Raw genomic sequence first — 25,060 nt, 5'->3', positions numbered from 1 at the left:
TTAAGCAAGTGATGTCTCCGTTATCTTTAATGACGTTTTCTTCTTGTCTCGCGTGAGTTGTGTGCTAACCCGCTTATCATCGCCTATTGTTGGAAGAAGGCTGCTTTATCGAAATTCTAGCCCAGCCTTTAGCGTGATGATTTTAGATGTGATGGCCTTAGGCGCATTTCAATTCGGGGTATGGCTGTGCAGCAAAAGGGCGGAGCTTAAGAAACCCATAGCGTGTGTTTATAACCTTCTAAACGATAGGCATAACGTTAAAGAAGTGAATGGTCTTAGAAAGTTCGTTGCCCAGTGGATTGGCAGCGCAGCATTAAGGGAAAGTTGATTATTAGGTTCATGGTGTCTGATTCAGATTCCCTGAATTTTTTCTAGTGACAAAGTGTTATGACGTTGTTTCACAATTTCTAGGAGACTTTAGATGATGTCGGCCTTTCAGCAGCAGCTAGAGAAAATGAGAACGCAAACGGGGTTTATTGCCGCACTAGACCAAAGTGGTGGCAGTACACCGAAGGCGTTGAAGTTATATGGCATAGATGAGAATGCCTATTCCAACGAAGAAGAAATGTTCGATTTGGTTCATGAAATGCGTACTCGGATTATTACGAATGCGTCATTCACTGGCGCCCGAGTGTTGGGGGCCATATTGTTTGAAAACACCATGGACAGAATGATCGAAGGTATACCGTCCTCTCGCTTTTTGTGGCAAAAAAAGTCAGTTGTACCCTTTTTAAAGGTGGATAAAGGCCTTCAGCAAGAAAATGATGGTGTTCAGCTGATGAAAGACATTCCCAAGCTGGGCGAACTGTTAGATCGAGCAAAAGAGATGGATGTATTTGGTACCAAAATGCGTTCAGTGATTAAGCACGCTAATGAAATGGGTATTGCGGCAATCGTGGAGCAACAGTTTTTTGTTGCGGAAGAGATCATGGCAAAAGGGCTGATACCTATTATTGAACCAGAAATAGATATTAATAGCCCGACTAAATCTGAAGCCGAAGCATTATTAAAGTCGCAAATATTGAATCGTTTGAACACGTTAGATGAAACGAAAAGCGTGATGTTGAAATTAACGCTTCCTGATGCTCCGGACTTTTATCGGGAATGCATAGAGCACCCTCGAGTAATAAAGGTGGTTGCGTTATCGGGCGGTTACTCAAGGGCCGATGCCAACATTAAGGTAGCAGAGAACCCCGGCATAATCGCCAGCTTTTCTCGTGCGCTGACGGAAGGTTTAAGTCATCAACAATCGGATGAGGCGTTTACCCAGTTATTAGAGGGGGCCATTGAGAGTATTTATCGCGCATCATCCACATAATCCACCTTGTGTTTTTCGACGAGAAGCCCATAGAGAGAGGATTTTTTGTTCTTTACTGTCTTCTACCCCCTGCTTCTATGGGGGTATCACCCGATTTGCAGTTGGCTAAACTATGAATATTGAGCGGTCTTACTAGGTTTATCAATTCGTGACATACCTCTATGAGATGAATAGAACTGATAGGCAGAGGTTAGGATGATGACTTTGTTATAGTTTTCCTGTAATTGCGTAATAAATTCTTGATCACACTGTTTTGAATGAAAGTGATTTCTCGGTCATTTTATTGGTGGATAAAACCTAGACCAAGCTTTCGGAACCTGTATTGGAAGCAAAGAGTCGGAGTAATGGTAGCTGAGTCGTAGCGATACGGAGTTGTAGCGGTAAGAGTTATCTCAGTGAATTCGGCTGACAGAGGTGCAACAAGCAGTGAACACCGGCGTTGGCTAAGAGTTTATGCGCTTAGAGGTTTCAACAAGAGGTTTCGAGCAACTGTGAGTAACGATTCATCTGTATTAGAACCCGTCATGGAGCCACATATTCATACCGATGGTTCTGTGCCCTTGCCCCCTTCTTTTTCCTCTACGTCCCCTGCTGGAGCACAGAGTCATCACATTGGAACGTCGATACTTATTGGGTTATTGGTCGTGTCTCTTGGGTTGAACGCCTACCTGTATCTCAACTATGTGCTAGAAGGCATCAGCGATACCTTCGCGGTAGTAGTTCAGTCGCCGGTTAACAAAACACAGAGAGGAATCAATAACCTTGGGGGGGCATCCTCTTCTCGTACTGCCCACCATGAAACCCCGGATCATGAATTGGCAATGGAGTATATTCGTCGACAGCAATTTGTGGCCGCTATTGATACGTATCAACATTTATTGAAAACCGACCCTGAAATCGCCGGTTGGGTGAAAGATCGATGGGTGGCGTATTTACGTAATTGGATGGCGGGTGGGAATTATGAGCCGTTGGACCGTTTCGTTGCTTTGTATTCATTGGAGTTCCCTTACGATGAAGATATACAAGCATTACAAGCGGATCGAATGATTCGTGTGGGGCAGGGACAAGCCGCTATAGATCAGTTGTATGAGTTAATCAGCGCTTCGTCGAATCCGGCTAGTGAGTCCAAGCTTCGTGATAAAGCCCATAGATTGGTTAAACAAGAAGTAGAAATTTTTAAAGCCGCCCGAGATTGGAAGGGATTGGAGGATTTTATTCAGCGTATGGTATGGATTGAGCCGGGAAATGCGTTTTATTCTTTGGTGTTGGCAGAGGCCAAGATTCGTCTAGGTGAAATTGAAGCGGCAAAAACACAAATTGCGCAAGTACCCACAACAGATTCTTATACCGATAAACTGGAAGATTTATCCAAGCTGATGGCGGAACAAGCATTGGGAGAGCGAGCTGTGCCGTTGCAACAACAGGGTGATCATTATGTTGTGGGTGCAGTATTTGATGATGGCCAAAGAGTCAATTTAATACTGGATACAGGTGCGTCGTTGTCGGTTATTTCAGAGTCTTCATTTAATTCGTTGAGCGGTACATTGGTGACGAAATTTATTCGTACCGTTGAAATGAATACCGCAGGTGGAGTAGTGAGTGCGCCAGTATATGAGGTTGAAGCATTTGCTGTTGATGAATACGCGGTGAAAAATATGCAATTTGCAGTAATGAGTCTTGAAAATATGGCCAGCAGCGATGGTTTGTTGGGCATGAATTATTTAAGGGAGTTTGCCTTCCGTATTGATCAAAAAAATAAGCACTTAGTACTCGCGCCCAATTGATTGCGGCTTTTTAATCTTCATTTCTTTTTCGTGCTTGAGATTGCTTTTTTATAATGAGTGATCTTAAGTGCCGATTCTTAATTTCATACCATCTTAGTGTCCTTGTTGTTAGAAGAAATTTGTCCAGTAGAATAAAGTTCGTTTTGTTCTTAGTGTTTGTTATTTTTATGGTGAAATTTTCTTATCCTTGGGTGCGGCTTTCTTTTCTATATGGTTTTTTTTAGATTCCAAAGAATGATTAAAAATTCTGGGCGTAAGTGTCTTTTTTTTCGTAAATTGATATTAAAAGAATTCGCCGTGTAATTTTAGAAAAATCAATATTGTCTTTGATTTTTCTAAATGTAAATGAACTTTGTTAAGAGTTTGTTTTTTAAAAGGGTTTGTTAAGAAATTCCGTTTTTACGGTTTCCCATTTTTTTCGTGGTGGTGAGGTGAAATAAATGAAAAGACATTTTTATATCACGAATGATTTACAGGAAATGCATCGGGTTCAAGAAGACCTTGAGGCATCCGGTGTGACGACTCCTCAAATTCATGTGCTGAGTAATGATGATGTCGAGTGTGAAAAAAATGAGTTAAACGACGTCGATAGCTTATTAAAAAAAGATGTCATACATTCAACGGAGGTTGGGTTTCTTGTGGGTATGGTGGTCGCTGTGGCAATTTTAGTGTCCGCACATCTCAGTGGCGTAACCGAGTACATTACCTGGGTGCCACCTTTGTTTTTATCTGTGGTGATTATTGGTTTTTGTTCATGGGAAGGAGGGTTAATTGGTATTCAAGCCCCTCATCATGACTTTCGGAAGTTTCAAAGTGAGCTGGCCAGCGGCAACCATGTCATGCTGGTGGATGTGAATGATAGACAAGAGTCGGTGCTTGAGAATGTGATGGGAATGCATCCAAAATTGCACGTAGCGGGAGTGGGTGAGGCCGCCCCAGGCTGGATTTTGTCATTGCAGCGGCGATTTCAACAGTTTGTTCACTGGGCGCCATGACAGGCGTTCAGTGAAAGGAGGCGTTTAAACCTCCTTAATCTTTAGTTGTCCAATGCGTTGTGTAGGCATACCAGCACCGCATCAATGTTTGCACTTAATGTATCCCGGCTTTTACTGATTCCACATACACGTTGTCCAGCTATCTTGGCTTGAATGAATGCAACCGCGTTTGCATTGCTGCCTTCTCCGATAGCATGTTGGTCGTAGTGAATCACTTGAATTGAATGGCCTGTGTTTTGTTCGATGGCATTGCACAGTGCTTCAATGACACCATCTCCCGTTCCTTGCCACTGCTGTTCGGCGTCTTCTTGATCTTGAATGGTGACGTTGAGAGCGTCTCCTGCCTGGGTGCGATTCACAGAATAATGCGACAAGTTGAAGTGTTTCGTATCGGGCATAAATTGTTTGCGTATGACTTCCCAGATATCAGTAGAACTCATTTCTTTGCTTAGGGTTTCTGCTTGAGATTGAATCACTTGGCTGGCTTCAATTTGCATCCAGCGCGGTAGATGTAAACCGTAATCTTGCTCCAAGATATACGCCACCCCTCCTTTCCCTGACTGACTGTTAACTCGAATAACGGATTGGTAGTCCCTCCCCAAATCTTTTGGGTCGATCGGTAAGTACGCTACATCCCAGGGTGAGTTTTCTTTTTGAACTGCCATACATTTTCGAATAGCGTCTTGGTGGCTGCCTGAGAAAGCGGTATACACCAATTCCCCTACCCATGGGTGGCGAGGGTGAGTGGCAATCTGTGTACACTCACTGACCACACGAACAATCTCATCGGCGTGCTGTAAATGAATATTCGGATCAATACCTTGGCTGTATAAGTTCATGGCCATGGTAACCAAATCCATGTTGCCAGTGCGCTCGCCATTGCCCATTAAAGTACCTTCAACACGATCCGCTCCGGCCATAACGGCCAATTCGGCGGCGGCCACTGCACAGCCCCTATCGTTATGGGTATGAACACTGATGATAACGCTGTCGCGTTGTTGAATATGGTCGCAGAACAACTCAATTTGATCTGCAAAGACATTAGGAGTAGACGACTCGACGGTAGCAGGAAGATTGAGAATGATCTTATGATCTTGGGTCGGCTTCCATACATCGACGACGGCATTACAGATTTCAACGGCAAAATCGACTTCAGTGCCGGAAAAGCTCTCCGGTGAGTACTGAAAGCGCCATTGAGTATTGGGGTGCTTTCGAGACTCTTCTAATACTTTTTGTGCTCCTTTACGGGCAATATCGATAATGCCGGCTTTATTTTGATTGAATACCTTAGTGCGCTGTGTGGGAGAGGTACTGTTATAGACGTGCACAATGGCTCGCTCTGCACCACAAAGCGCTTCATAGGTACGCTCGATTAATTCTTCTCTGGCTTGCACGAGTACCTGAATGGTGACGTCACTTGGAATTTGATTTTCTTCAATCAGCCAGCGACAAAAATCGTAATCTGGTTGTGAAGCTGCAGGAAAGCCAATTTCAATTTCTTTGAACCCCAGTTTGACTAACAATGCCCACATCTTCTGCTTTTGAGTAACCGTCATAGGCTCTATGAGTGCTTGATTACCATCCCGTAAATCCACGGCACACCATTGTGGAGCTGATTCAATACGGTTATTCGGCCAACGGCGATTGGGGTTGTGGATAGGAGTAAATGGGCGATATTTACGATGGTCAAACGAAGTCATAGCAATAACCTATAGAGCAAAAATCCGCTCTAGATGAGGTGTGATAGTTAGAGGGTGAGGCTTCAGTATCACTATGCCTGTATCAAGTCTCTTGTGAATCCTTGAAACAAAGGAGCCTTGTGGGTTCTTTGTCAATATCGCTTAGGGTAAAAGCAGTAAAGGGCATAGGCTAAGTGAGTGCATAAATTGTACTTGTGTCGAAAGAGTGATGGGTGCTAAATTCACCTATTTTTACGTTTATGTTAGCAATTAGGTATGAATTTTTGGCTTATTTGGGGTGAATGTTTGCTCTTTTTGTCGTTATGGAGCGATTACTCCTTCTTGGGTTTTATGGGCTGAATGGTGTGTTTGCATTGATTTGGTAAGAATAAGCGGAGGAAGGTGACGTGCAAAAGCAAGAGAGCAATGGGTTTGTGAAGCTAGACAGGATGGATCGACGCATTCTTACGGAATTGCAAAAAAATGGGGCCATTTCGAATCTGGAGTTGGCAGAAAAGATTGGGCTATCCCCTTCACCGTGCTCACGTCGTGTAAAAGCGCTCATGGATGCAGGCATCGTCGGTAAAACGGTGACTTTACTGAATGCCAAAACATTGGGGCTTAAACTAACAGCACTTATTCATATCAGTATGGATCGCCATACGCCAGAGCGCTTTGAAAACTTCGAATCTTCGGTGAAGACGTTTCCGGAAGTACAGGAGTGCTTTCAAATTACAGGGTCTTCGGCAGACTATATTTTAAAAGTCATTGTTGAAGACATGGATACCTACCAACAGTTTTTGCTTGGAAAGTTGACTCGTCTTGATGGTGTATTTGGTGTTCAATCCAGTTTTGTGATGCGCAGTGTTGTGAATACAACTGAGTTACCCATAAATGAGTAGTTTACACCCTCACATATGGCGTCGTTTACTCGTTTGCTTTCAGCTCTAAGCTTTCCCATTTTCTTGTGTGCTGCCCTATACACAAGCAAAGTTTTCTTCTTTGAGACTTTATTGTTGGATTTATTTCTGTCGCAATAAGCTATTTCAACAAAAAGAGGCTCTAAGTTCGGAGCCTCTTTGTTCAACTGTGCTCGGTATTGCTACCTCGAACCGTATCGTTAACGATTCTTAAAGACTAGAGTGCAGTGTGCTGTTCTATTTTTGAGGCATTTAAGGTTTCTTCACTGCTGTCGTTGGTGTTGATATCAACGGTTAAATCTTTTTCAGAGGCACGTGTGATCGTTTCTGCAGTGGCAATGCTTTCAGATTGATGAATGGTTTGGATGCGAGTTAAGACGTGCATCAGTAGGTCTCGCATTGCCTTTTCTGCAGTATCTGGGTCTCGGTTGAGAATACCCTGAGTCACTTTCTCATGGTATTCAAAATCAAGCGGTAATGAATCGCCGAGGGCATTTTGGAAACGGATGTGTAATTTTAATGCTGCTGCGATAAGTTCTTTGAGTTGGCAGAAGAAGCGGTTTTCACTGGATTCCAACACTGCAACATGGAATTCAAAATCACTTTGGAAGGGATCTCTTTCGCCACAAGAGGCTAATTTCATACGAGAAATGGACTGACTAATCTTGTCGATTCTGATCGGAGTTGCTCGTGTTGCCGCAAAATATGCCGCTTTTGGCTCAATGGCTAAACGAGTCTCTGTAAATTCAATTAAAAGGTCGATACTGGGTTTGTGGCTTACCATCCAGTTAAGAACATTTGAATCCAGTAAATTCCAATTCTTTTCTGGTTGAACCCATGTACCTTGGCGTGGCCGTGCGCTGAGTAATCCTTTCGAGGTGAGCATTTTAACCGCTTCGCGCAGTACTGAGCGGCTCACATTAAATTGCTTGCACAGTTCTGCTTCAATAGGGAAGGGATTCTCTGGTGTGTATACACCCGCGATAATGGCTTGACCGAGATCTTGAACAATAGTCTGAGTGAGACTTCGACTTGAATCTGCCATGAAATTTTATTCTCTCTACTAAGTTTGAGTGGCGGCTATTTAGTGTGACGGCATTCGCCATATATGTATTTAAAATTTATGCATTAATTCGAGTGCAATAGTGAACATGTATAAAAATACTTTGTAGTTTCAGCCTAATAGTATGCCTGAGCAACAGCGCCAAATTATGCGTAGAGTAAAAGTATGTAGTTGATCGAGCAACACGCACCTATAAATAAGAGACTTTTAAATACAAAGTTTGAATAAGTAATGGTTATCGAAAGATAGGAAGTTTTCCTAGAGCTTTGCCATCATAATTCAGTACTCTGCATCATCGTTTTAAATACCACTGCTTATATTGAGCAAGATGTGATATAATTTATATGATTAACGATGAGGTTATGCGTTATGTCGCCGTATATATGATCTTATTCATGATTTGATATTTTGCCACCCTACATACCATAGACTTTATATTTTTATAGTGTTGCGCTTTGCGCATTCCGTCGAAGATTTGTTTGTAGTAATTATTTCGACGTATTGTTCTGTAACCGAACTGTTACTAACCGTTACGTTTTATATATCGATAGTTTATCTGAAGCTTTGCAAACCTTTACAAAAAAGCGTTAACTCTTTCATGGTAAACATTTCATGTAACTACTTCTTAAATGACTCTTAATGCTAAGGTGACCGTCTTTATCCTCATAAACTGCATTTAAGGGGTATTATGCGAAAGTGTAGTTAATTCATGACTTAGGTATCCTGACCTTCCTATTACTCACAAGACTTCTCACTTATAAGTAAACCGCTCAATATTTATTATTATCTCCCGCTTTCGGAATAAATACACCCTCCACCTATGCGAGACTTAATTATGCGCCAATGTAATGTTCTGACAACCCCCTGAGCAACATTTATTATCAGTGATATTTCATTTGGGTGAGATTTGAGCGATTTAATACGAAAATAAAGCGTAATAATCGTATTGTGCAGAACATGCAGCTATTATCTCTAGCGAAATTATTAGTCTTTAACGAAAAAATGTCACTTTGTCGTAAATTAATAATGCTTTGGTAACTCGTTTTTTCACCCTGTTGAACATTTTATTTATATGATTAATTAATTTGATCAAGCGTTCACAGGTGCAGTGTGATGAAGTAAATTCGCTTTCACCTTATGAATGTTATCCCATTGTTTTTATGATTGTCTGTAGCTAATTCGGACTTGTGATAATTTCTTTATTATCTTCATGTTTTACTCATCTGAGCCAATGGTAATCCATTTGTTTGGCGGTTCTTTGTGCCAGCGCTAAATTAGTGAATTTAGTAACAATCTCAAGGGCCATATCAATACCGGCTGAAATTCCTGCGGAAGTCATCACTGTTTGTCCTGAATGGGTACTGTCTGAAACCCAGCGCACGTCTGAATTAACTTTTAGCATCGGAAACCTTTCGGCAAGCTCAGCAATATCATCCCAATGTGTTGTCACTTGTTGGGATTGAATTACATTCGCTTGCGCCAGTAAGAAAGCTCCAGTGCAAACGGAGGCAATGAGTTGGCAATCTGATGAGATGTGTTTGATCCATTCAATCACTTCAACATTGTTCATCTCAGGATCATGATGCCCACCGGAAATGAGGAGTATGTCCAGTTTGGGGTGATTATGAATATCGTAAGAGGGTGTGATGGCCAGTCCGCCACGAGCATGAATGGTGTGGGGGTGCTGACCAATGAGGTGGACATTAAATCGGGGGAGGGGTGAAGAGGAAATGCGATGAGAGGTGTCCACATCCTGGGCTGAAAGGGGGATTTGGAGCGATGGATGAGTCTTCCCGGTGAGGGCAGGGTTCACACGGTTTGCGGTTGTGAATACTTCGAATGGCCCCGCAAAATCTAAGACTTCCACTTGAGGGTAAACGTAAATACCCACGGTAATGACCGGAACAAGGTACCTTGAGGTACTCGATACATCATTTGGGCCTATGGAAGTGGGCATAGAGCAATCCTTTTCATTGATAATGTTTGAACCTCTTCTTTTCCCCAAACAATCGAAGGGCATGGGGTAACAGGGATGTTCAATGCTTATCTTAGTTGGTGTTTCTATCGATATTGGCGTCAAAAGGCAACTTTATACCGTACCTATCTCAATACACGCTGTGCTGTTGCTCTATTTCGTATCGGGGTGGGTATACTGGCGTAGTATTTGAAGAGGTCAGTAGTATGTCATCGCATCAGAATAAAAATCCAAAAATATCCGTTGCTTCTGTAGAGCATCATTCGCCACTTTCTCCGCCAGATATTTCAATCCAAGGCCAAGAGTGTACACAACTGGAAGGTCAGCGGTCAGACCATAAGCAGTTAGATCATGGGCAACATCAACCTGGAGGGAAACGATTCCCGCTTTGCCTATTGGTTCATGATATTCGTGTACCGGCGAATGTTGGCAGCTTATTTCGGTTGGCAGATGCATTAGGCATTGAACAATTATGGTTAACTGGCGACACCGCTGTTCCTCCCGATAATAAATTACGGAAAACAGCACGTTCGACCGAAAAATACGTAGCCTATGAAGTGGTAGAAGAGCCAGAACCTATTTTAAAAATGCTGCAAAAGAAAGGGTATCGTATTGTGAGTTTGGAATTAACGAACAACAGTACGCCATTAAATGAGTTCTGTATTTCTTGTGAGGAGCGAATATGCTTGGTTGTTGGGAGTGAAAATTATGGCGTGAATCCATCTCTATTGTCATTATCCGATACTGTCGTTCACATTCCTATGCAGGGAGTTAACTCGTCTATGAATTTGGCGACCGCTTGTGCCATTGTGTGTTATACCTTTGTTCAGCAGTTGCAAGAAACGCAGTCTTAATGAATGTTCGTTAAAAGGAAAGTCACAAAGAGAGAGTGTAAAAAGAAATTTCATACAAATTTATTTTTACATTTAGAGATAATTCTTTTCCTAAAAATAGAAAATGGCAAAGTGATTCGGGGAAAGTTTGTAATGAGTGATATTTTTTGGTGGTTTTGAGGGTTGAAATAACGCGCATTGATTTTGCGCGTTATTTGTCGTGATTCGTTATTTTTTTAGTGATTTTTTTGTGCTGTTATCCATGAGTCCATAATGTCCTCTAAAGCGGAAATGGGCACAGCCCCATGGCGTAAAAGTTCATCATGAAAGGAGCGAAGGTCGAATTTTTGTCCGAGTTTCTTTTCAGCACGTTGGCGAAGTTCACGAATTTTTAATTCGCCAATTTTGTAGGCGAGTGCTTGACCGGGCCAAGTAATGTAGCGATCAACCTCGGCGGTAATATTGTGCATGCTTAATGCGGAGTTTTCGGCCATAAAATCAATGGCTTGCTGACGACTCCAGCCTAAATAGTGAATTCCTGTATCCACCACTAGGCGAAGCGCGCGCCACATTTCATAACTCAGTCGTCCAAAATTGCTGTACGGATCTTGGTAAAAACCTGTCTCTAATCCTAACCGCTCAGAATACAATGCCCAGCCTTCAATAAAGACGGTGTAACCTCCATAGCGGCGGAAATTAGGTAGGTCGGTTTCGGCTTTTAATGCAATTTGCAAATGGTGACCGGGGACGGCCTCGTGTAGCGTCAGTGCCTCCATTGTGTAAAGTGGGCGTGAGTTTAGGGACGAGGTATTAATAAAATAAAATCCAGCGCGGCTACCATCTGGCGCGCCACTAGAATAATAGGCGGCGGTGGTTTTGGGTGCGATATCGGCAGGCACTTCTTTAATACCATAAGGCTGACGTGGTAAGTGGCCAAATAATTTTGGAAGTTGGCCATCCATTTTTTTGGCGATGGCACTGACGTAATTGACCAGTTCTTCTGGTGTTTTAGGGTAGAACTGCGAATCGGTGCGTAAGAAATGAATGAATTCTTGCAACGAACCTTCAAACTCCGCTTCTTCCATAACGGTCTGCATTTCGCCGAGAATTCGCTTAACCTCTGATAAACCCAGTTGGTGCACTTCCTCTGGGGTCATACTGGTGGTGGTGTATTGACGAACACGGTGCTCGTAATACGCCTTTCCATTTGGCCAGTGTAAAGCACCTGGTTTGGTTTGGCATTTAGGCGCGTAGTCGTTGGTATACAGTGCGTAAAATTCTTCAAAGGCGGGAATGACATTTTGTTCAATAGCCATGATGGCTTTTTTTCTGAGTCTTTTCTGTTTTTTTACCGAAAGGTTGGCAGGCAGATTCTTAAAGGGAGAATAAAAAATACTATCGGTCGTTTCTTTAACGATGTGTGCTTGAATGCTCTCTTCAAAGCCTTTCATGGAGTCACAAGCATGGGTGTACCCTTTCTTTATGGCTTCGCGCATTACCTCCATATTTTCATGATTATACCGGCGATAATCGATCAAACGTTGAATGTAATTTTCATAATCCTCCACAGAGTTCAATGTTAACCGTGTTGGCAGTTGTGTGAAATAACTGTGCCATCCCCAGCGGTTATTGACATTAAAAAGGTAGCTATGGTGTTCATTGGCTTCCATCGCTTGTTCAATTTCAGTGCGAAACAGCGCGTAATTGAGTTGATGCGCTTCACTCAATGAAGCAACGTTAATGTCGTTTAGGCGAGACAAAAACGCTTGATAGGTTTCGGTCTTCTTTTGGTGATCTTTTAACGAGGCTGGAGCTAACCGGTCATCGTAACGATGATCTCCAATATCGGTCGCTTCTATCGGGTGGTGTTTAAGATAATGCTCCCAACTATCGGCCAAGAGTGATTCAAATTTGGCATTGTCATCAGCCAGGCTATGAGTACTTGCGACTATTGAACTCAATAGCAATGTGATGGCTGCGATGGTGGTGTGATGAAAATATCGGAATAACATGAAGACCCTCATTGAATGTTTGTTTTTGAGTTGCTTTATGGTTTAAGTGGCAGGGTTCCTTAGAGTAAATGCAATGGGAGGTAGGGGGATAGTCCTGATAATGAGATAATCTGTCGATACTTCAAGCGCTTTTCTTGTTACGAAATACCTCTTTTTTGCTCGTTGTGGGCGAAAGTTAATCGCTACTGGTCAGTTGATTAAATGCCGCTCTGTGTCGCAAACCCCGTCAACTTCTGACTTCTATTAACTTATCCACAGTGTTATTAAAGTTTTCTGTGGGCTATCCGGCCAAAGAGTGAAATTGGGGCCTAAGATGAAATTAAACAGCAGCAGTGCTATAACCGGACTTCTAAACCAGCCCTTACAAATGTGTTGATAACACGGATATAAACCAAAAGAGAGAGTCATGGCGGATAGAATTTTAGAGTTGCGCACTTGCTTGGATGAGTTGGTCAAAGACGGTTTGTTAGGGAGAGGTGACGCCAACCTTCTAGCGGGAAGCCCTCGTAGTCGAGATCAGGCGCTGATGCATCCTCTGGCCTTTATTGCCTCTCAGAGTTTGGACAACCCTTCTACCCCCGGGCGCAAATTGAGTGATGATGTTTTGGCTGAGTGGTTATCCAAAAAATCCGGTTTGCCTTTGGTGACGATTGACCCGCTTAAGATTGACGTAGCGAATGTGACCGAGGTGATGTCTTATGCATTTGCCAAGCGTCATAACATTTTATGCGTTGAGGTAAAACCCGAAGATGTCGTGATTGCAACAACGCAACCGTTTGTGACGGATTGGGTTCCCCAGGTGGAGCATGTTTCACGTAAGCGTGTGGAGCGAGTGGTGGCAAGCCCCACTGATGTGGCGCGCTATTTGGTGGAGTTTTACAGTTTAAGTTCTTCCATTTCCGGGGCCAGTGGTATGGCTGGGCCGTCGTCCTCAGTCACCAATTTTGAACAGCTATTGGAGTTGGGCAATCTAAAAGACCCGGAAGCGAATGATCAGCATATTGTGAATATTGTTGATTGGTTATTGCAGTATGCGTTTGCTCAGCGTGCCAGTGATATTCACATTGAGCCACGGCGAGAGATTGGCAAAATTCGATTTCGAATTGACGGCATTTTGCATCAGGTTTATGAAATGCCTGCGGCCATTACGACGGCTGTGGTCAGCCGTTTAAAAGTACTATCGCGTATGAACGTAGCGGAAAAACGTAAGCCCCAAGACGGACGCATTAAAACTCGCCGGGGTGATGAAGGCGAAGTGGAATTACGATTGTCAACATTACCGACCGCTTTTGGTGAGAAATTGGTCATGCGAATCTTCGACCCGGAAGTGCTCCTTCGCAGTTTTCAGGATTTGGGACTGACCGGCGATGATTACAGTTTGTGGTCTGGGATGATGAGCAAGCCCCATGGCATTGTCTTGGTCACAGGTCCGACGGGTTCTGGTAAAACCACCACTTTATATTCCACGCTCAAACAACTCGCCACCCCTGAAGTAAACGTCAGTACCATTGAAGACCCTATCGAGATGGTGGAAGAGACATTCAACCAAACTCAAGTAAACCCTCAAATCGAATTGGACTTTGCAGCGGGGGTGCGCACATTATTACGACAAGACCCAGACATCATCATGGTGGGGGAAATTCGAGATTTGGAAACGGCGCAAATGGCGGTGCAAGCGGCTTTAACGGGGCATTTGGTGTTATCCACATTGCATACCAATGATGCGCCCAGTGCGGTCAGTCGACTATTGGATCTCGGCATCCCTAGCTTTTTAATTAAAAACACCGTTCTGGGTATTATGGCCCAGCGGTTGGTGCGAACACTCTGTCCAGATTGCAAAGAACCCGCTCAGATATCTGAGTCCGATTGGCAAGAGTTGGTAAGGCCTTGGAAAGCGCCGCCACCGAGACAAATCTACCAACCAGTGGGTTGTTTGAGTTGTCGAAACACGGGTTATCGTGGCCGACAAGGGATTTACGAGATTTTGCCCATTAATGAATCCCTCGAAAAACACATTCATGCGCAATGCGATGTTACTCAATTACGTCATGCCGCAATGCGCGCGGGTATGCGTACACTGCGTTTGTCTGGCGCCCAAAAAATTGCCGCAGGGCTAACAACCTTGGAAGAAGTGATGCGAGTGGCGCCACGTATGGAAAATGACGGATAATTTTTTGCGTAAAGACGCACTTAGCAGCTAGACTCATCCTATAAATGTACAGTTTAAACTGTCAAAATTTTAGTTGTATTGTTGAGATGCCACTGGTTGATTCGTCATTGTTAAGTGGCGTACAAATTAAGTGGCGCACAACGTTTCGACTGAAAAGTATTGAGTGAGGGAGTCGTTGCGATGACGTTGAATTAGCCCAATGGCTACCGGCGTCCGTAAGATCGTCATGTTTGCATTACAGAGTTTACCGGTGGTGCATCAAAAGCACTATCAGACCTTTATTGAGCACTTTGAAGAACGTGCCAGCCCCGCTATTTTAGGGCAACTTAAAGAGCGTCTTACCATTGAGAGAGCAGAGCAATTAGCGCACTGTGTGGTGGGAAGTCGTTTTTTATCAGATATTTTTATCAGTGACCCTTCTCTGCTTTTAAACCTTCTCGATCATGCCCGCCTAGACTCTGAGCTTGAATCGGGTTGTCATTATACTTGGATAGGCGAGCGCCTTTCCCACATTCATTGCGAGGATACCGCTGGGCTTGACCGGGTGTTGCGTCAGCATCGTCGCTGGTCCATGGCACGCATTATTTGGCGTGAATTAAATCACCTCGGTACTTTTGAATCCATTGCCGCAGAGCTAACAGAACTGGCCACAGCCTCAGTCCAAACCGTTCTGGATTTTCACTACGACTTACTCACCTTGAAACACGGCACGCCTATTGGGAAAGTATCAGGCCAGCCACAACCGTTGATGGTGTTGGGGATGGGGAAATTGGGTGCTTGGGAGCTGAATTTATCGTCTGATATTGATCTTATTTTTGCGTTTCCTGAATCAGGCGAGACCGCAATGATTGAGGACGTCTGTGCTCAACAGACGGAATTGCCATCCTCAGAGAAAAGAACGTCGGGCACAGGCGTTAAAAAAGCCACTTTTCAGCCACTTAGTAATCAGGAGTTTTTTGCTCGTCTTGGCCAGCGCATGATTAAAAGTTTGGATGCCACCACTGCCGATGGATTTGTTTTCCGTGTGGATATGCGGTTACGACCCTATGGGCAAAGTGGTGCGTTGGTGTCGAGCTTTGCCGCACTGGAAGAGTACTACCAAACCCAGGGGCGGGAGTGGGAGCGTTACGCGATGATTAAAGCGCGTGTCATTGCAGCTAACACTCGTGGCGTGGCTGCTGAACATGCAGTGGAGGCATCGATAGAATTAATGGAGTTGTTGCGCCCATTCAGTTATCGCCGCTATGTGGATTTCTCGGCGATTACGGCGTTGCGAGATATGAAGCGGTTGATACAGCGTGAGGTTAAACGTAAGGGCAAAGTCAATGACGTTAAGCTGGGTGAAGGCGGTATTCGAGAAATCGAATTTATTCTTCAGGCCTTTCAATTAATTCGGGGCGGACGAGAACCCGAATTGCAAGAACGTCGCGTGATGAAGTTATTGCCCATTTTAGCCAGAGAAGGGCATCTTCCTACAGAGATAACCAATGAGCTGACCGACGCTTATGTGTTCTTGCGCCGAGTTGAGCATTGCTTGCAGGCCTTTGCCGATCGGCAGACACAAGTCTTGCCCACAGATGAAGGCGATCGCGCCCGGTTGGCGTTTGTCATGAATTACCCAGATTGGCCTGCATTAGAACAGCGTCTCGATCAGGTTCGCGGGTTTGTTCATGCTCAATTTTTAGAGGTGGTTCAAGAAGACGAAGCGGCTACAGAGGCCATTGTGGAATCTCAGTGGGTGGATTGCTGGAATGGTGTCGCTACCCTTGCCGGAACCAATGAATTGTCATTGTCTCACGATGAAGTCAAAGGATTGTGTGACCAGGTGGGCCTGAGACCGGCAGAAGCAGCTTTTTCGGCGCTTAATGCGTTGGTATTTAGTTCGAATATGCAGCGAATTCAGGCGTCTGGCCGCAGTCGCTTTGACCAGTTAATGCCGCGACTGCTTTCGACTGTGGTGGCTGAATGCGGTAAACCGTGTGGTAAAGAAAGAGAGAGTCACCCAACCGCCGATATTCCATCTGGCGACCAACAGGCCAATGCCTTTTTGGATGAAATGGGACGTCCGGCGTCTTTGACCGAAACACTCAAACGCTTATTAGGGTTGGTCGAAGCGGTAGCTCGACGCAGTACCTATGCCGTGTTGTTGCTCGAAAACCCGGATGCGTTAACCCTGCTGGTGAAACTGTTTCGTGCCAGTGCCTGGATTGCCGATCAAATTACGCGTCACCCCGTACTACTAGAAGAACTACTTGACCCGAGAAACTTATATCAGGGGCCGGATCGCGCCCGTATTCGAGATGAGTTGCGCCAAACCATGTTGCGAATTGAACTGGGTGACCTTGAAGCGCAAATGGAAACACTGCGGTATTTTCGGATGGCCCAAGCGTTACGGATTGCCGCCAGTGAAGTTTCTGGCGCACTGCCATTAATGAAAGTCAGTGATTCATTGACTTGGTTGGCAGAAGCCATTTTAGAGCATGTATTGGATGTGGCCTGGCATGAAATGGTTCAGCGTCACGGCTACCCTGGTGTTGTGAATACGGATGCAACGGGTGCTCATGGCTCTGAGGCTCTTGAAGAGGAAGGCGATGATAAACGTTTTATTATCGTGGCCTATGGAAAACTCGGGGGAATAGAGCTGGGACATGGCTCGGACTTGGATTTAGTGTTTGTGCATGATGGCGATATCCAAGGCCAAGCCGATGGTGCGAAACCATTGGATAATCAGACTTTTTACACCCGCCTCGGACAAAAAATCATTCATATTTTAAATACGCGTACCCCTTCAGGTCAGTTATATGAGGTGGATATGCGGTTGCGACCTTCGGGCAATTCTGGGTTGCTGGTGTCCAGTGCAGCCGCGTTTTTGCGTTATCAGTTAAACGACGCTTGGACGTGGGAGCACCAGGCATTAGTGCGTGCCAGAGCGGTGGTGGGTAACCCTTTGCTTATGCAAAAGTTTGCCGAAATTCGCGCCCAAGTGTTGTGTCAGTCTCGGGATTTATCACGTCTAAAAGGCGATGTGTTATCGATGCGAAAAAAAATGCGGGATCATTTAGGTTCTGCAGCGAAGCAGACAAAATCGACTCGGCGAACACCCCAAAATCCGCCAGAAAAAGACGCCTCAGAATTTCACTTGAAGCAAGATAGTGGAGGTATCGTTGATATTGAATTTATGGTTCAATACGCCGCCTTAGCATGGGCACACCGAGATCACACACTTATTGAGTTTTCGGACAACATTCGGATTTTGGAGCGCTTAGCGGCCACCGAATTAATCCATGCCGACGATGCTCAACATCTTATTGAGATTTACCAACTTTACCGCGCAACAGGGCATCGTTTAGCACTGCAACAACAAGGCAGTGTCATTAGTGGAGACGCTTTTCGCGCACAACGCGATGAGGTCTCACGTTTATGGACGCAATTATTCACAGATGAATCATCCGCTCGACCGTGATATGGCGTCTACAGTGTGAAACGCAGATAAAAATACAGTGAGCCCTTTTACAACACCGTGCACCGCAACAGCGATGTCTACCTATTTTGGGAGCGGTGTCTAACTATTTGGAGAGTAGCTTATGTCCTTTGCCGATCGCGATGGCGTAATCTGGCTGGATGGTGAATTGGTGCCTTGGCGCGATGCTAAGGTCCACGTTTTAACGCATACCTTGCATTATGGCATGGGGGTCTTTGAAGGCGTCCGTGCTTATCATACTGAATCTCATGACACGGCCATTTTCCGGCTTCAAGCCCATACTGATCGTTTATTTCGTTCGGCGCATATCATGAATATGAAAATGCCTTGGGACAAAGACACGATCAACGAAGCGCATCGTTTGGTGGTGCGTGAAAACAGTTTGAAAGAAGCTTACCTAAGGCCAATGGTGTTTTACGGGGCTGAGGGCATGGGATTACGAGCGGACAATTTAAATGTTCATGCTATTGTGGCCGCTTGGGAGTGGCCGTCTTATATGAGCCCGGAAGCGAAAGAAATCGGCATTAAAGTTCGTACATCCAGTTACACTCGTCACCATGTGAACATTTCCATGTGCAAGGCGAAAGCCAATGGTCATTACATTAATTCTATGTTGGCGTTGCAAGAAGCATTAAGTTGCGGCTGCGAAGAAGCGTTATTATTGGACAACGAAGGCTATGTGGCAGAAGGCAGCGGTGAGAACTTTTTCTTGGTTTACAACGGTGTCATTTACACGCCTGAATTAACCTCGTGTTTGGATGGTATCACTCGTGCGACGGTGATTCAGTTAGCCGAAGAATTTGGCTACACCATAAAAGAAAAGCGCATTACCCGAGACGAAGTCTACGTGGCTGATGAAGCCTTCTTTACCGGAACTGCAGCAGAAGTCTTACCGATTCGTGAATTGGATGGCCGTGTTATTGGTGAAGGCAAGCGCGGCCCGGTGACCACGCAATTGCAAACCGCGTATTTTGATAGTGTGAAAGGTCGTGGTTCCAAACACCCAGAGTGGTTGGCACCGGTTTCCGAATAACCTAAAAGCACATTAAGAAAAGGCCCGTTGTGATCAGCAACGGGCCTTTTTTTGATTCTTTTTTCTATTGGCGCGTTTGTCGTCATTCGAGTGGCATAAAAGGCATAACCGGTTCGCAAAAATTGAATTTTCGATGAGCTGTTAAGTTTCGGTTACTGTGCAATTTGATTTGATGCAAAAGTACCAACACGACGCAATATCACTGCTAAATTTGGTCGTTATAAAAACCATTATAAGTAACTAATAGTTATAAAAATAGCAGCATTTAAAATTAATAGCTGTTAATAACACCAGTTGTTAAAAGCACCAGTTGTTAAAAACAAAAGCCATTACGAGAGAACAACAAAAGGCTAATGGGTATTTCTTTGGGGGTTCGAACATGCGTATTTTGGTTGTAAATACCGGTTCAATAGGAGATGTCGTGCAGATGTTGCCGGCTTTCACGGATGCGCAACGAGCAATGGCGCCATTGAAAATTGATTGTGTTGTTGAAGAGCGGTTTCAAGAGATTCCTGCTTGGCACAGTGCGGTTGATCGGGTGCTTCCGGTGAGCCGAGAAGCTTGGCACCGTCATCCGCTGCGAGCATTGACCAGCCGGCCTTGGCAACAACTTCGGTTACAGCTTAAAAAACATCATTACGATTGGGTGTTGGATCTTGATGGCTCTTTGGCCAGCGTGTGGTTAAGCCGGTGTTTGAATACCGCGAGTGTTGGGTTTGAGCAACAAAGGGAAGACGGGCCAAAACTGAGCCGTCTTTTGTATCGGAGTCGATTCGCTGGTGATGAAAACCGGCATTGGGCAGAGCAAGTCAGAGATTTATTTGCCTATGCCATGAAATACACTCGCCCAGTGCTAGCCACTTCCAAAAGCCCCGCTTGCCCGGACTCTTCCTGCATCTTACAAGCCCATCAGTTTTGCCATCAACCGGGACAAAGCAACGATATTGTGCTGCTGTGTTGTTCTCGATACGCTGGTCGGGTGTACCCGGCTGAGCAGGCGCGAGCGCTAATCGAGAGTCTCATCGAAAGTGGCTTTCGTATTCGAATGGCGTGGCGTGATGTAAAGTCTCGTGAATATGCTCGAGCAGTGGCAAAAGGGTTGGAGCAAGTGGATGTGTTACCGAAGCTGAAGCTGTCTGGTATTACCGCCGTGTTAGCGGAGGCAAGGGGCGTTATTACGGTAGACAATGGCTTAAGCCATTTAGGGGCAGCGGTGAATGTGCCGATGGTAACTTTGCTCAATCAAGACAGTGATCTGCGATATGTGGCCTATGGTGGAAAGCAGGCTGTATTGAATTCGGGCGATGAACCCCTCTCAAGTCTCTTACCTAGCCAGGTGATACAAGCACTGAACACGCTGCTTTCTGCCCATGGTTCTCAAGGGGATGGTTCTCAAGGGGATGGTTTTCAAGAACACGTTTCTAAAGAGTATGGTTCTCAAGAACATGGCCCTCAAGAGGTGAAGCCGATTAAAAAGCCAGCGCTTTCGCCCAGAGTTCAACTTTCTCCCCCCGTCCTGGCTGTGGAAGATGCTTAGTATTATTTTTGCCTCTCCCATTTGCTTGATATATTTGGCCAGTATCATTGACTGCAATAATGCAGTACGGGGGTAATTGTTCGATAATACGGGCAATGGGGTGCCTGCGATGTTATTGATGGCTTTGACTGTATGAATATCCGAGCGGGTTTATGTTGTAATTTAACAGTCTAATTTAACAATGTGATTTTACGTTGTGCAGACTTCCCCGATACCTAATGAATAAATAGAGATTCTACTTACTATACCGATACCCTACTTAAAGAGTGCCCCGCCAGAGTAGGTATCGTATTAACAATCAAGGTTTTAATGACAACTCCAGCTCCTGCTGACTCCACTATGGGTCAACCTTCGTCGTCTTCTCCATCTGTCAATCACAGTGGTTGGCAAGTCTATAAGCGCTTATTGTCTTATATTCGCCCTTATTCGTTCTTTTTTATATTCAGCATTGTGGGTTTTTTGGTGTACGGAGTTACCCAAGCTGCCTTGGCCCACATGATGGAAGAGTTTATTAATGCGCTGGAATCTCCCACTGATTCCGTGTTGTATTTTATTCCCGCCTTGGTCGTAGGTTTGGCGTTTACACGAGGGCTTAGTTATTTTGTGGCCAATTACAGTATGTCTCGTGTGGCGCTGGGGGTGGTGAATGATTTACGTAAGAACTTGTTTAACCATTTTTTGCATTTGCCCAGCGAATTTTTCGATCGGCGCAATTCCGCTGAGCTGGTTGCCATCATTACTTACAATATCAACCAGGTGAATAACTCAGCGTCTAATGCGGTAAAAACCGTCTTTCGTGAAGGATTTACCGTCATTGCCTTGTTGGCGTATTTGTTTTATCAAAATTGGTTACTGACGCTCATCTTCTTGGCGATTACACCGTTAATGGCGCTGGTGGTATCGGTGGCCAGTAAACGCTTTCGTACTTTGAGTAAAAAAATCCAGTCTTCTATGGGCAATTTGGCGCAAGTGGCGGATGAAAGTGTGGGGGGTTATCGTTTGGTTCGCAGTTACGGTGGCCAGCCCTACGAGCGTGAGCGATTTTTTCAATCCAGTAATAAAAATACCCGCGAAGGGGTTAAGTTTTCTGTGGTGCATTCGTTGCAAACGCCGGTGTTGCAGTTAATTTTATCCATGGTGTTGGCGTTGTTGATGTTTTTAGTACTGTTTTTAGGTAGCAAAGACGCAGGCTCAACGGTGGCCTACTTGGTTGCCGCAGGCTTACTGGCACGTCCGATTCGCGCTTTATCCCAAGTGAATGGAATGATTCAAAAAGGCATTGCCGCTGCAGAAAGTGTTTTCTCGGTATTGGATACGTCTGTGGAAGAAGATGTCGGCACCGTCGAGAAAACTCACATTGACGGAGAGATCGAATTAAATGGGGTGAGTTTTGCCTACAACGAACACGATGGGGCGGTGCTTGAAAATATCCACCTAACCATGAAAGCCGGACAAACCGTTGCTTTGGTTGGGCGTTCTGGCAGTGGAAAAACAACGCTGGCCAGCCTGATCAGTCGTTATTATGAACCCAGCAAAGGGGTTATCACCTTAGATGGTACGCCGCTCCAAGAGTATACCCTCACCAATTTACGTAGCCACCTGGCGTTAGTGAGTCAGCAAGTCACGTTATTTAATGGTACGGTGGCAGAAAATATTGCCTACGGCGATCTCGCGTCTAAATCTATGGAAGATATTCGCGAAGCGGCGAAAGCGGCGAATGCACTCACGTTTATTGAAGAGCAACTCCCCGATGGATTTGATACCCAAATTGGCGAAGGTGGCACCCGTCTATCGGGAGGGCAGCGTCAACGCATCGCTATTGCACGAGCGCTATTGAAAAACGCGCCATTACTGATTTTGGACGAGGCCACTTCCGCACTGGATACGGAATCAGAACGGCAAATCCAGACCGCGCTAGATACCCTAATGAGTGATCGAACGACCTTGGTCATTGCCCATCGTTTATCCACTATTGAAAAAGCCGATAACATTGTTGTATTGGATAAAGGCAAAATTGTTGAAATGGGTAACCATGAAACCTTGATTGCCCAGCAAGGCATTTATGCACAATTGCATGCCGTACAATTTGATGAGGCATCCGATTCGTGAAAAGCACTCTCGTGAAGGGTAAGTTCATTCGAGGTGTTTATAGCGGGATTTTTTACACCGCATTGCCTTTTATTTTGTGGCGATTAAAGCGTCGCGCCCGGTTGGCACCGGAGTATGGGAAGCGCTGGGGCGAACGTTTTGGAGGCATCTCGGCGGAGCAAAAAGCACAGCTCGTACAGTTGCATCAACAGGGTGAAAAAAAGCTAATTTGGCTACATGCGGTTTCGGTTGGGGAAACCATTGCCGCCGCCCCTTTAGTGAATGCGCTGTTAAATAATCCAGATATTGCCGTGTGGATTACCTCGACAACACCGACTGGCGCCGCACAAGTGCAGCAGCGGTGGGGGAGCCAAGTACTGCATTCTTACCTTCCTTATGATGTGCCTCTGTGTTTATCACGATTCCTCGATGTCGTGCGCCCCAATGCGTTGTTGATCATGGAAACCGAATTGTGGCCGAATTTATTGTCCATGTGTGAGTATCGTGACATTCCTACTTTGTTGATTAACGGTCGTATGTCCGAAAAGTCGGCGAGGGGTTATAAAAAGCTATCGTCACTTACGTACCCCATGTTTGCATCGATTACGGCAGCGGCTGTGCAAAATCATCGAGATGCGGAACGTTTTTATGATTTAGGATTGGCACGGGATCGAACCCAAGTGACGGGCAGTATTAAGTTTGATATTACCATTGATGCCTATCAGGAAAAGGTTCGACAATTACGTCGTGCGTTGGGTTTAAGCTTGCCCACTTTGGACTCGTCAGGTTCAGAAAAGCCGCTTGAATTAAACCCGCAGCGCTTCACCTTTATTGCGGCGTCCACCCATGAGGGAGAAGATGGCATTATTCTTCAAGCGTTTCTCCAGCTGAAACGAAAATACCCGCAGGCGTTATTGATTTTGGTACCGCGCCACCCAGAGCGATTTGATGAGGTCGCGGAGCTCATCCGTGGTTATGATCAGTGGCAGCTCCAACGGCTCAGCCATTTAAATGAACTCAATGAAGATGAGTATTCAGGTCGTGACGATTTAAAACATATGGATGTATTGCTCGGCGATACCATGGGTGAACTCATGACACTCTATGGATTGGCGGATGTGGCATTTGTGGGAGGGAGTTTTGTCGCCAATGGCGGACACAATACTATTGAGCCGGCTCATTGGGCACTGCCTATTGTTACGGGGCCGAGTGTTTTTAATTTCGCTGTGATCACTGAACAGCTCCAGTCGGCAGGTGGGTTAGTGGTAGTGGACTCTGCCAATGCCTTAGCTCATCAAGTGGACCAGTGGTTTAGTGATGATGATACTCGAATGCACGTTGGCTTAGCGGCAGAGCGTGTGGCGAAAGAAAATCGAGGTGCCCTGAACCGCGTTATTGCATTGGTAAATCAAACTGTCCATATAGCCGTCCATATATCCGTCCATATAACAACGCCGACCAAATGAGTTCGATTAGCTGAGATCGTAAAAATACCGACGACGATTTGGCCCGCAAAAATGTGAAGAAATTTTATTGGGGTCACGAACCTTTTGCCAATCAGTAATGGCCCCGTTTTGATTCAATAAGGGAAATTTCGCGTCAGGGAATAAATTTGTATTATACAGTTGATGACAATCCAGAAATTCGCTGAGTTTATGGAAATCTTCTTCAATCGTTAAATTGATAGTGAGTAGCCGTTCTTCTTTGTCTTGAAAAAAATCCACCACACTCTGTTTATGCTTTGCATAACGACTTCGTAAATACGGTGAGTCTGTAATTTGCTCGTTATGCAATGCACCAAATACTTTCTCAAAACAGCGTAAAAAAATAGGATGCAACGCATTAGCGTCCTGCTGTGTATAGCTTTGAACTTTCTGAATTAGTGTTGTGATGGAGGGTGTCCAGAGTGGAAGCTCTCGTTCTAGATAAATAAATTTACTGTTTGGGAACTTCTCATCAAAAAAGGGAAAGTCGCAGTAGACTGGAGTGTCAGCAATAACGCGAGCAGCGGTAAAGGTATCTTTTGTATAGGCCGTATGTGCAACTGTATAGCCGCATTGTAAAAGTGTATAAGACAGGCTGGTAGTGCCTGTGCGGGGAAGGCCGATAATGAAAATTTTATTCATTGCAACATCGTATAAGTTATCGATTTTACCGGTGCAGGTTTGATTG

General features: G+C 44.9%; 16 protein-coding genes. 11 read left to right on the top strand and 5 right to left on the bottom strand.

The genetic code is table 11. From position 1 onward, the window contains the following. The first annotated feature begins 421 nt into the window (after positions 1 to 421). The 3 genes from LU351_RS10025 (at position 422) to LU351_RS10015 (ending at position 4,097) form a co-directional block, all read left to right on the top strand. Positions 422 to 1,318: a fructose bisphosphate aldolase gene (locus LU351_RS10025; protein ID WP_269783413.1), complete on the top strand. Its 897-nt coding sequence runs from the start codon at positions 422 to 424 to the stop codon at positions 1,316 to 1,318. A gap of 491 nt (positions 1,319 to 1,809) precedes the next feature. Continuing rightward, positions 1,810 to 3,102 (top strand): retropepsin-like aspartic protease, encoded by a 1,293-nt coding sequence (locus LU351_RS20925; RefSeq protein WP_232593935.1) that lies wholly within the window; start codon positions 1,810 to 1,812, stop codon positions 3,100 to 3,102. 440 nt (positions 3,103 to 3,542) lie between these two features. Continuing rightward, complete coding sequence (locus tag LU351_RS10015; RefSeq protein WP_232593934.1) at positions 3,543 to 4,097, top strand: NAD/FAD-utilizing enzyme; 555 nt, start codon at positions 3,543 to 3,545, stop codon at positions 4,095 to 4,097. Between the two features lie 41 nt (positions 4,098 to 4,138). On the opposite strand, the gene leuA is transcribed toward LU351_RS10015, so the two are convergent. Further along, entirely contained in the window at positions 4,139 to 5,797 is a 1,659-nt protein-coding gene (leuA, locus tag LU351_RS10010; RefSeq protein WP_232593933.1) for a 2-isopropylmalate synthase, read from the bottom strand. 428 nt (positions 5,798 to 6,225) lie between these two features. On the opposite strand from leuA, the gene LU351_RS10005 reads away from it, so the two are divergent. Further along, positions 6,226 to 6,678 carry an Lrp/AsnC family transcriptional regulator gene (locus LU351_RS10005; protein WP_232593948.1) on the top strand — a complete coding sequence of 151 codons (453 nt, stop codon included), beginning with the start codon at positions 6,226 to 6,228 and terminating at the stop codon, positions 6,676 to 6,678. A 235-nt stretch (positions 6,679 to 6,913) separates the two neighbouring features. On the opposite strand, the gene LU351_RS10000 is transcribed toward LU351_RS10005, so the two are convergent. Beyond that, entirely contained in the window at positions 6,914 to 7,741 is an 828-nt protein-coding gene (locus tag LU351_RS10000; protein WP_232593932.1) for a FadR/GntR family transcriptional regulator, read from the bottom strand. A gap of 1,237 nt (positions 7,742 to 8,978) precedes the next feature. Further along, on the bottom strand, positions 8,979 to 9,716 hold the full coding sequence (locus tag LU351_RS09995) for a DJ-1/PfpI family protein (protein ID WP_232593931.1): 738 nt from the start codon (positions 9,714 to 9,716) through the stop codon (positions 8,979 to 8,981). 224 nt (positions 9,717 to 9,940) lie between these two features. Between LU351_RS09995 and LU351_RS09990 the strand changes: the two genes are divergently transcribed. Further along, positions 9,941 to 10,588: a TrmH family RNA methyltransferase gene (locus LU351_RS09990; protein ID WP_232593930.1), complete on the top strand. Its 648-nt coding sequence runs from the start codon at positions 9,941 to 9,943 to the stop codon at positions 10,586 to 10,588. 215 nt (positions 10,589 to 10,803) lie between these two features. Here the strand turns inward: LU351_RS09990 and LU351_RS09985 are convergent, their stop codons facing one another. Beyond that, complete coding sequence (locus tag LU351_RS09985; protein WP_232593929.1) at positions 10,804 to 12,579, bottom strand: DUF885 domain-containing protein; 1,776 nt, start codon at positions 12,577 to 12,579, stop codon at positions 10,804 to 10,806. A gap of 406 nt (positions 12,580 to 12,985) precedes the next feature. Here LU351_RS09985 and tfpB point away from each other — a divergent pair, with 406 nt between their 5' ends. The 6 genes from tfpB (at position 12,986) to waaA (ending at position 24,354) form a co-directional block, all read left to right on the top strand. Further along, positions 12,986 to 14,749, top strand: coding sequence for a type IV pilus assembly ATPase TfpB (gene tfpB, locus LU351_RS09980; protein ID WP_232593928.1), 1,764 nt, complete (start codon positions 12,986 to 12,988; stop codon positions 14,747 to 14,749). A 199-nt stretch (positions 14,750 to 14,948) separates the two neighbouring features. Then, complete coding sequence (glnE, locus tag LU351_RS09975; protein ID WP_232593927.1) at positions 14,949 to 18,212, top strand: bifunctional [glutamate--ammonia ligase]-adenylyl-L-tyrosine phosphorylase/[glutamate--ammonia-ligase] adenylyltransferase; 3,264 nt, start codon at positions 14,949 to 14,951, stop codon at positions 18,210 to 18,212. A gap of 121 nt (positions 18,213 to 18,333) precedes the next feature. After that, a complete protein-coding gene (locus tag LU351_RS09970) occupies positions 18,334 to 19,263 on the top strand; it encodes a branched-chain amino acid transaminase (RefSeq protein ID WP_232593926.1) in 930 nt (309 codons plus the stop codon). A gap of 379 nt (positions 19,264 to 19,642) precedes the next feature. After that, a complete protein-coding gene (waaC, locus tag LU351_RS09965; protein ID WP_232593925.1) occupies positions 19,643 to 20,800 on the top strand; it encodes a lipopolysaccharide heptosyltransferase I in 1,158 nt (385 codons plus the stop codon). A gap of 309 nt (positions 20,801 to 21,109) precedes the next feature. After that, positions 21,110 to 22,909, top strand: coding sequence for a lipid A export permease/ATP-binding protein MsbA (gene msbA, locus LU351_RS09960; RefSeq protein WP_232593924.1), 1,800 nt, complete (start codon positions 21,110 to 21,112; stop codon positions 22,907 to 22,909). Then, positions 22,906 to 24,354: a lipid IV(A) 3-deoxy-D-manno-octulosonic acid transferase gene (waaA, locus tag LU351_RS09955; protein ID WP_232593923.1), complete on the top strand. Its 1,449-nt coding sequence runs from the start codon at positions 22,906 to 22,908 to the stop codon at positions 24,352 to 24,354. The genes msbA and waaA overlap by 4 nt, the downstream gene beginning before the upstream one ends. A 6-nt stretch (positions 24,355 to 24,360) precedes the next feature. On the opposite strand, the gene LU351_RS09950 is transcribed toward waaA, so the two are convergent. Continuing rightward, complete coding sequence (locus tag LU351_RS09950; protein WP_232593922.1) at positions 24,361 to 25,014, bottom strand: sulfotransferase; 654 nt, start codon at positions 25,012 to 25,014, stop codon at positions 24,361 to 24,363. Positions 25,015 to 25,060: the final 46 nt, after the last annotated feature.

The sequence above is a fragment of the Marinibactrum halimedae genome (genome assembly GCF_021234875.1).
Lineage (GTDB): Bacteria > Pseudomonadota > Gammaproteobacteria > Pseudomonadales > Cellvibrionaceae > Marinibactrum > Marinibactrum halimedae.
This window is presented reverse-complemented; position numbering and strand designations above follow the sequence as displayed.

Coding starts and splice junctions, on each gene's coding strand:
- LU351_RS09985 (WP_232593929.1), bottom strand. CDS start 12,579: ATGTTATTCCGATATTTTCATCACACCACCATCGCAGCCATCACATTG.
- glnE (WP_232593927.1), top strand. CDS start 14,949: ATGGCTACCGGCGTCCGTAAGATCGTCATGTTTGCATTACAGAGTTTA.
- LU351_RS10025 (WP_269783413.1), top strand. CDS start 422: ATGATGTCGGCCTTTCAGCAGCAGCTAGAGAAAATGAGAACGCAAACG.
- LU351_RS09990 (WP_232593930.1), top strand. CDS start 9,941: ATGTCATCGCATCAGAATAAAAATCCAAAAATATCCGTTGCTTCTGTA.
- LU351_RS09995 (WP_232593931.1), bottom strand. CDS start 9,716: ATGCCCACTTCCATAGGCCCAAATGATGTATCGAGTACCTCAAGGTAC.
- LU351_RS09950 (WP_232593922.1), bottom strand. CDS start 25,014: ATGAATAAAATTTTCATTATCGGCCTTCCCCGCACAGGCACTACCAGC.
- LU351_RS09970 (WP_232593926.1), top strand. CDS start 18,334: ATGTCCTTTGCCGATCGCGATGGCGTAATCTGGCTGGATGGTGAATTG.
- LU351_RS10000 (WP_232593932.1), bottom strand. CDS start 7,741: ATGGCAGATTCAAGTCGAAGTCTCACTCAGACTATTGTTCAAGATCTC.
- LU351_RS10015 (WP_232593934.1), top strand. CDS start 3,543: ATGAAAAGACATTTTTATATCACGAATGATTTACAGGAAATGCATCGG.
- LU351_RS10005 (WP_232593948.1), top strand. CDS start 6,226: ATGGATCGACGCATTCTTACGGAATTGCAAAAAAATGGGGCCATTTCG.
- msbA (WP_232593924.1), top strand. CDS start 21,110: ATGACAACTCCAGCTCCTGCTGACTCCACTATGGGTCAACCTTCGTCG.
- tfpB (WP_232593928.1), top strand. CDS start 12,986: ATGGCGGATAGAATTTTAGAGTTGCGCACTTGCTTGGATGAGTTGGTC.
- leuA (WP_232593933.1), bottom strand. CDS start 5,797: ATGACTTCGTTTGACCATCGTAAATATCGCCCATTTACTCCTATCCAC.
- waaC (WP_232593925.1), top strand. CDS start 19,643: ATGCGTATTTTGGTTGTAAATACCGGTTCAATAGGAGATGTCGTGCAG.